Raw genomic sequence first — 6,243 nt, forward strand, 5'->3', positions numbered from 1 at the left:
CCACCGGCTCGCCGCCCGCTGCGGGGAATCCACCACCCGATCCCACGCGACCACCATGTCCACGCGGCCGTGCGGCAGCAACGACCCCGCCAACTCCTGGTCGTCGGCGCCCGACACCCGGGCGGGCAATCCTTCCGCCGTCAGCTGGTCGGCGATCGACCGGGCCGCGGCGACGGCCTGCTGATCCTCGCCCATCACCCCGATGAGCAGCGGATTGTCCCGGTCCACGCCATCGATGAGTCCCGACAGGCTCCCGCGCCCGTCACCCGGCGCGTTCACGTCGGCAGCGCCGCTCGAGGTCGTCGCCCCATCGTCGACCGCCGAGTTCGAGGCTCCCTCCGGCCCCTCGCCACGATCGGCGGCCGCGGCGTTGACGGCCGCCCGCGGACCCCCGCCGAGCGACGCGGGCGCCGGCGGGATCTCCAGATCATCCGTGCGGCCCGTCGCGATGGCCGCCACCGACGGCACATCCAGGGCGGACAAGACGGAACGGCGGACGGCGACGTCGTCAAGCAAAGGCGACGCGAGGTTGGCGTGCAGAGTCAGCTGACGCGGAACCGCCGCGGGGATCTCCACGACTCCGGGAACCAACCCGTACGTCAGCGCCGTGGTCTGCTGCGGGCGCAGGCGCAGCGCCTGCAGCTGGGCGGCGCGCACCTGCTCCGCACCCGTCACCGCGCCATCGACCGAGCGGACGATGACCGTGTCCGTCTTCGCCGGGACCGCACCCCAAAACCGGTCGTTGCGCACCAGGCGCACCTCGCCGCGGCCCACGTCGATCGCCTGCGCCGTGTAGCGCCCGCCCGAGGCGGGGATGCCGGCGTCGAGGATGTCCGTGAACGGCGTCGCCGACGGGCGCATCAGATGGCTCGGCAACAGATTGCGGAACAGAGTCCGCCACTCCGGCATCGCGCCGTCTACGAGGACGTCGACCTGCCGGCCGCCCGACGACACCGTGATCGCCTTGACACGCTCGTAGCCCGACGCATCCGCCACGCCGGCGTTGGCCAGCAGCGACGCGTGCAGGTAGCGGAAGTCGGCGCCCGAAATCGGCGTGCCGTCCGACCACTGCGCCCCCGAACGGATGCGATAGCGGATGCGGGTGTCGCCCGGGCGTGCGTCGGAGGCGTCGGCCTCCGCGGCCTCCGCGGCGATCGACGGAGCCACGCCATCGGCCGAGTCACCCGAACCGCCCGAACCGCCGGAGCTCCCGGCCCCCGCGTCCTCGTCCGGCACCGGCTCGTCGACCGGCACGATCTCCGCGCTCTCCAGCAGGTCCGGGCTCATCCGCCACCGGGCGGGATCCTCGGGGTCGGGCTCGAAGGCGCTCGGCAACGTCAGCGACGCCACCAGATCCGTCACCGGCGAGGCGTCGGCGATCAAATGCGGGTTGAAGCCCTCGCCGAACGCGTCGACGCCCACTCGGATCTGCTTGAGCGACTCCTCCGGCCGCACCGGGGCCTCGCGCCGCGGCTCGTCCTCCCCCACCGTCGGCGCGTCACCCGGGTTCGCCATGCACCCGGACAACAGAATCGCCGCCGCGACGCTCCCGAAAAGAGCGGTGCGGCGGCGACGATTCTGGCGTTCGAACATGGGGATCAGCCTACTTCACCGGGCGGACCGAACCCCTGCCCGCTACTTGCCCTGGTTGCGGGCCTTCTCGCGGGAACGGGCGCGGTTGCGCTCGGTGGCGTTGAGGATGAGCTTGCGCACGCGGATGCCCTCCGGCGTGACCTCGACGCACTCGTCGCCGCCACAGAACTCCATGGCCTCGTCGAGGGTCAGGGAGCGCGCCTTGTCCAGCGTCACCGTCGTGTCGGCCGACGCCGCACGCATGTTGGTGAGCTTCTTCTCCTTGGTGATGTTGATGTCCATGTCCTCGTCGCGCGGGTTCGCGCCGACGACCATGCCCTCGTAGGCCTGGTCGCCCGGCTCGACGAAGAAAATGCCGCGGTCGGCCAGCTGCAGCAGCGCGTACGCGGTGATCTGGCCCGTGCGGTCGGCGACGAGGGAGCCGGTGGCGCGGTCCTTGATCTCGCCGGCCCAGTCGTCGTAACCGGCGGAGAAGTGGTTGGCGATGCCCGTGCCCTTGGTCTCCGTCATGAAGATGGTGCGGAAGCCGATCAGGCCGCGCGACGGGACGATGAACTCCATGCGGACCCAGCCGGAGCCCTGGTTGCCCATCTGCTCCATGCGTCCCTTGCGGGCGGCCATGAGCTGGGTGACGGCGCCGAGGAACTCCTCGGGGACGTCGATGGTCAGGTGCTCGTAGGGCTCCTGCAGCTTGCCGTCGACGGTCTTGGTGACCACCTGCGGCTTGCCGACGGTCAGCTCGAAGCCCTCGCGGCGCATGGTCTCGACGAGGATGGACAGCGCCATCTCGCCTCGGCCCTGCACCTCCCAGGCGTCGGGGCGCTCGGTGGGCAGGACGCGCAGCGACACGTTGCCGATCAGCTCCTGGTCGAGGCGGGCCTTGACCACGCGGGCGGTGAGCTTGTCGCCGCCGCCCTGGCCGGCCATCGGGGAGGTGTTGACGCCGATGGTCATGGAGATCGCCGGCTCGTCGACGATGATGCGCGGCAGCGCGTTCGGGGCGTCGACGGCGCACAGGGTGTCGCCGATCATGACCTCGTCGATGCCGGAGATCGCGGCGATGTCGCCGGCGATGGCCTCCTCGGTGGGCACGCGGGTCACGCCGACGGTGCGCAGCAGCTCGGCGATCTTGGCGGTCTTGACGTGCTGCTCGCCCTCGGAGTCGTAGTGGATCCAGGAGACCTGCTGGCCCTTGCGGATCGTGCCGGAGTGGATGCGGATCAGGCCGATGCGGCCGAGGAAGGAGCTGGAGTCGAGGTTGGTGACCTGCGCCTGCAGCGGGCCGTCGACGTCGGCGGACGGCTCCGGGAGCACGGAGGTGATGACGTCGAACAGCGGCTGGAGGTCCTCGTTGTCCGGCAGCTCGCCGTTGCCCGGGTTCTCGGTGGAGGCCTTGCCGGCGCGGCCGGAGGCGTAGAGGACGGGCAGCTCGAGGTTGCGCTCGGCGGCCTCGGCGGCGTCGGGGTCCTCGACGGTGGCGGCGAGCTCGAGGAGCAGGTCCTGCGCCTCTTCGACGACCTCGTCGATGCGGGCGTCGGGGCGGTCGGTCTTGTTCACGACGATGATCACCGGCATCGACGCGGCGAGCGCCTTGCCCAGCACGAAGCGGGTCTGCGGCAGCGGGCCCTCGGAGGAGTCGATGAGCAGCACGACGCCGTCGACCATGGACAGGGCGCGCTCGACCTCACCGCCGAAGTCGGCGTGGCCGGGGGTGTCGATGACGTTGATGATCAGGTCGCGGCCGTCCTTGCCGGCGCCCTTGCGCCGGATGGCCGTGTTCTTGGCCAGGATGGTGATGCCCTTTTCACGCTCCAGGTCACCGGAGTCCATCACGCGGTCGGCGACCTCCCCGTGGTCGCCGAAGACGCCGGACTGCTCCAGCATGGCGTTGACGAGGGTGGTCTTGCCATGGTCGACGTGGGCGACGATGGCTACGTTGCGGAACTCGGTTTCGTTCACGTGGGGGGTGCTCCTTGGAGATTGAGGCATTCGGGCCCCTGCGGGCCTAGCGGATACAGGCTACTCGCATGTCGGGGGCGGGCGCGATTTCGGCGACCCGCGGGGTTGACGGCTCCTTATCGCTTGACGACGGGCCGGCGCGCATCTCGTTCGGCCATCGACTTTCGGGCGGCCGGAACGAGCGGGGCGGAAATCGGGCGAGGCGCGGCCGCCGACGGTGGCCCACGCCACTCGCGGGTACCCCCACGGGTATATGAAGATGACGGAGCCCCTCAGCGTGGCCTAATCTTCGGGACCTATACCCCACGGGGTATCCAAATTCCGGGACGCCCCTTCCCCGTTTCCCGGACCACGAATCACCGAACCACGAAAGCGAGCGTCGTCACCGATGATCCGCGACCTCGGCGAGAAGTACTCGCCCCTCTATTTCCTGGCCGCCCTCGGCTTCGGCGGCATGTCCGTCTTCTTCTTCATGGCGTTCATGCACATCACGCCCCACCCGGACACCCCGATGCCCACCTTCGAGTCGATCGCCGACGCCTGGGCCACCGGCGGGGCGTTCATGAAGTCCGCCATCGCCGTGGGCTACGTCGGCATGATCGCGATGTTCGCCACGCACCTCACCCTGCTGGCGTGGAACTTCCGCGAGTTCTCGCGCTTCCGCCGCACGGAGGCCTACGCCACCCTGAAGTCCACCAACGCCGAGGTGACCCTCATGGCCATCCCGCTGACGCTGGGGATGACGGTCAACGGCATCTTCGTCGCCGCGATGGCGCTGGTCCCGGGACTGTGGGGCATCATCGAAAACCTCATGCCGCTGGCGCTGCTGGCGTACGGTTCCGTGGGCGCCCTCGCGCTGGTCATCATGTCCGCGTACCTCAAGCGCGTCATCGCCGCCGGATTCGATTTCAAGGCCAACGGCGGCCTGAATCAGCTGCTGTCCGCCTTCGCCTTCACCATGGTCACGGTGGGCTTCGCGGCGCCGGCCGCGATGTCGGGCAACAAGACCGTCGTCATGCTGGCCCTGCTGGGCTCCCTCTTCTTCGGTTCCATCGCCGTGCTGCTGTTCGTCGTGTTCCTGCCGCTGGGCGTCATGAGCATGATGCGCTACGGCCTGTCGCTGCAGAACTCGGCCACCCTGTGGCTGGCGGTGCCGATCTCCACGCTGCTGGCGATCACCATGCTGCGGCTGCGCCACGGCCTGCAGACGTTGGAGACCTTCTCCCCCTCCTACGACGGCTCCCCGCACCCGAAGTCCTCGATCCTCGTGCTGGTCATGCTCGCCGGCGCGATCGCGTTCCAGATGACGTTCCTCGGCCTGGGCCACATGGTCATGCGCGCAAACGGCTTCTACGACGAGTTCCTGCTGGGCCGCGACACGGCGTCGCCGGCCGCCTTCACCCTGGTTTGCCCGGGCGTCGGACTGTCCGTGCTGTCGATGTTCGCGCTGCACGTCGGACTCGTCGCCAACGGCATCGTGGAGAAGTTCTCCGTCACCTACTACGTGCTGCTGGCGCTGATCGCCGTCATCGCGGCGGTGACCCTGTGGGCGGGCGTGACCCTATTCCGCAACCAGCTGTCGAAGTCGGGCGCCTTCGGCAAGTCGCGGGCCGCCGCGGAGGCCGCTTCCGCCGCCCCGGCGGCCGAGAAGGTCAACGCCTAACCGACGGCCACCTCGCGCAAATAGACGACTTCATCTCCGCGCGCCACCGCCCCGGCCACCCCTGCACACCGGCATCCCACCAGGATCCGGGACGCGCAGGTGGTGGTCGGGGCGCTTTCAGGGGTTGATGGCGCACACCAGCGTTAACCACATAGCACATGCGCCCCATGCATCACATCAGACCCACCGGCAACGCCCGTGGTCGGGGGGAAGAAATTTACCGAATCTTTTCCCAAATGCGTTTGCACGCCTTATGATGGCGACGATTCCGTAAACGTCACCTCAGGTGATCTTCAGCTACGACCTACGAGGGGTACTTCAACCGTGGTCTCGAACCGACGCACCATCATCCGCCGCACTGCGGCCGCCCTGGGCGGCGCCGCCCTGCTGTCGGCCGGCCTCGCCCCCGCTGCCATCGCGCAGTCGGGCATCCCGACCCCGAACCTCGGCTCGATCCCGCAGGCGCCGAGCAGCTCCGACCTGCCGTCCGACGAGATCGCGGCCGCCATCGAGCGAATCACCAGCCAGCCGGGGGTCCCGGAGGAGATCGGCGGCGCCCTCGAGCGCGTTTCCAACTTCCTCACCGGCGAAGGCGACGGCGAGCCGGGCTGGGAGCAGCCGGGTGGCGACATCAACAAGTCGGACTTCCCGCTGCCGAGCATCGCGCAGAACTGCATCGACGGCGAGGGCAACTCCGTCGGCATGGCGACCTCCTTCCCCGGCCCGCAGGAGCTGCCGCTGCCCGGCGTCCCGGCCGGCCAGACCGGCTACATCTTCACCGGCCTCGGCACCTCCGGCGTCTACGACGGCCAGTCGAACATGAAGGTCCACTGGGTCAACATCACCAGCGGCAAGTACGGCACGACCCCGCTGACCTACAACGGCGTCAACCCGGACGGCCCCGGCACGGTCAACGGCGTCGCCGACACCGGCTCCGGCATCGTCGTTTCCGTCGTCGAGGGTGGCTTCACCGCCGATGAGGAAAGCGGCCCGGCGGAGTGCAACTACACCCCGTCCGCGACCTACAC

4 protein-coding genes are annotated in these 6,243 nt (G+C 69.4%); 2 read left to right on the forward strand and 2 right to left on the reverse strand.

Annotated elements, in window-relative coordinates; genetic code table 11:
- Together GX015_RS11685 and typA are read right to left on the reverse strand one after the other, a co-directional pair.
- On the reverse strand, positions 1–1,593 hold a 1,593-nt coding region (locus GX015_RS11685), incomplete at its 3' end, for an ABC transporter substrate-binding protein (protein WP_291345333.1).
- A gap of 42 nt (positions 1,594–1,635) precedes the next feature.
- Positions 1,636–3,552 (reverse strand): translational GTPase TypA, encoded by a 1,917-nt coding sequence (gene typA, locus GX015_RS11690; RefSeq protein WP_291345334.1) that lies wholly within the window; start codon positions 3,550–3,552, stop codon positions 1,636–1,638.
- A 388-nt stretch (positions 3,553–3,940) separates the two neighbouring features.
- On the opposite strand from typA, the gene GX015_RS11695 reads away from it, so the two are divergent.
- On the forward strand, positions 3,941–5,215 hold the full coding sequence (locus GX015_RS11695; RefSeq protein ID WP_291345335.1) for a hypothetical protein: 1,275 nt from the start codon (positions 3,941–3,943) through the stop codon (positions 5,213–5,215).
- Between the two features lie 324 nt (positions 5,216–5,539).
- Positions 5,540–6,243, forward strand: a 704-nt coding sequence (locus GX015_RS11700; protein WP_291345336.1) for a hypothetical protein, incomplete at its 3' end; no start/stop codon positions are given.

The sequence above is a fragment of the Corynebacterium sp. genome, from assembly GCF_012837295.1.
Taxonomy (GTDB): Bacteria; Actinomycetota; Actinomycetes; order Mycobacteriales; family Mycobacteriaceae; genus Corynebacterium.

What these genes read in the sequence shown, in the direction of transcription:
- GX015_RS11695 (WP_291345335.1), top strand. Translation starts at nt 3,941, where the DNA reads ATGATCCGCGACCTCGGCGAGAAGTACTCGCCCCTCTATTTCCTGGCC.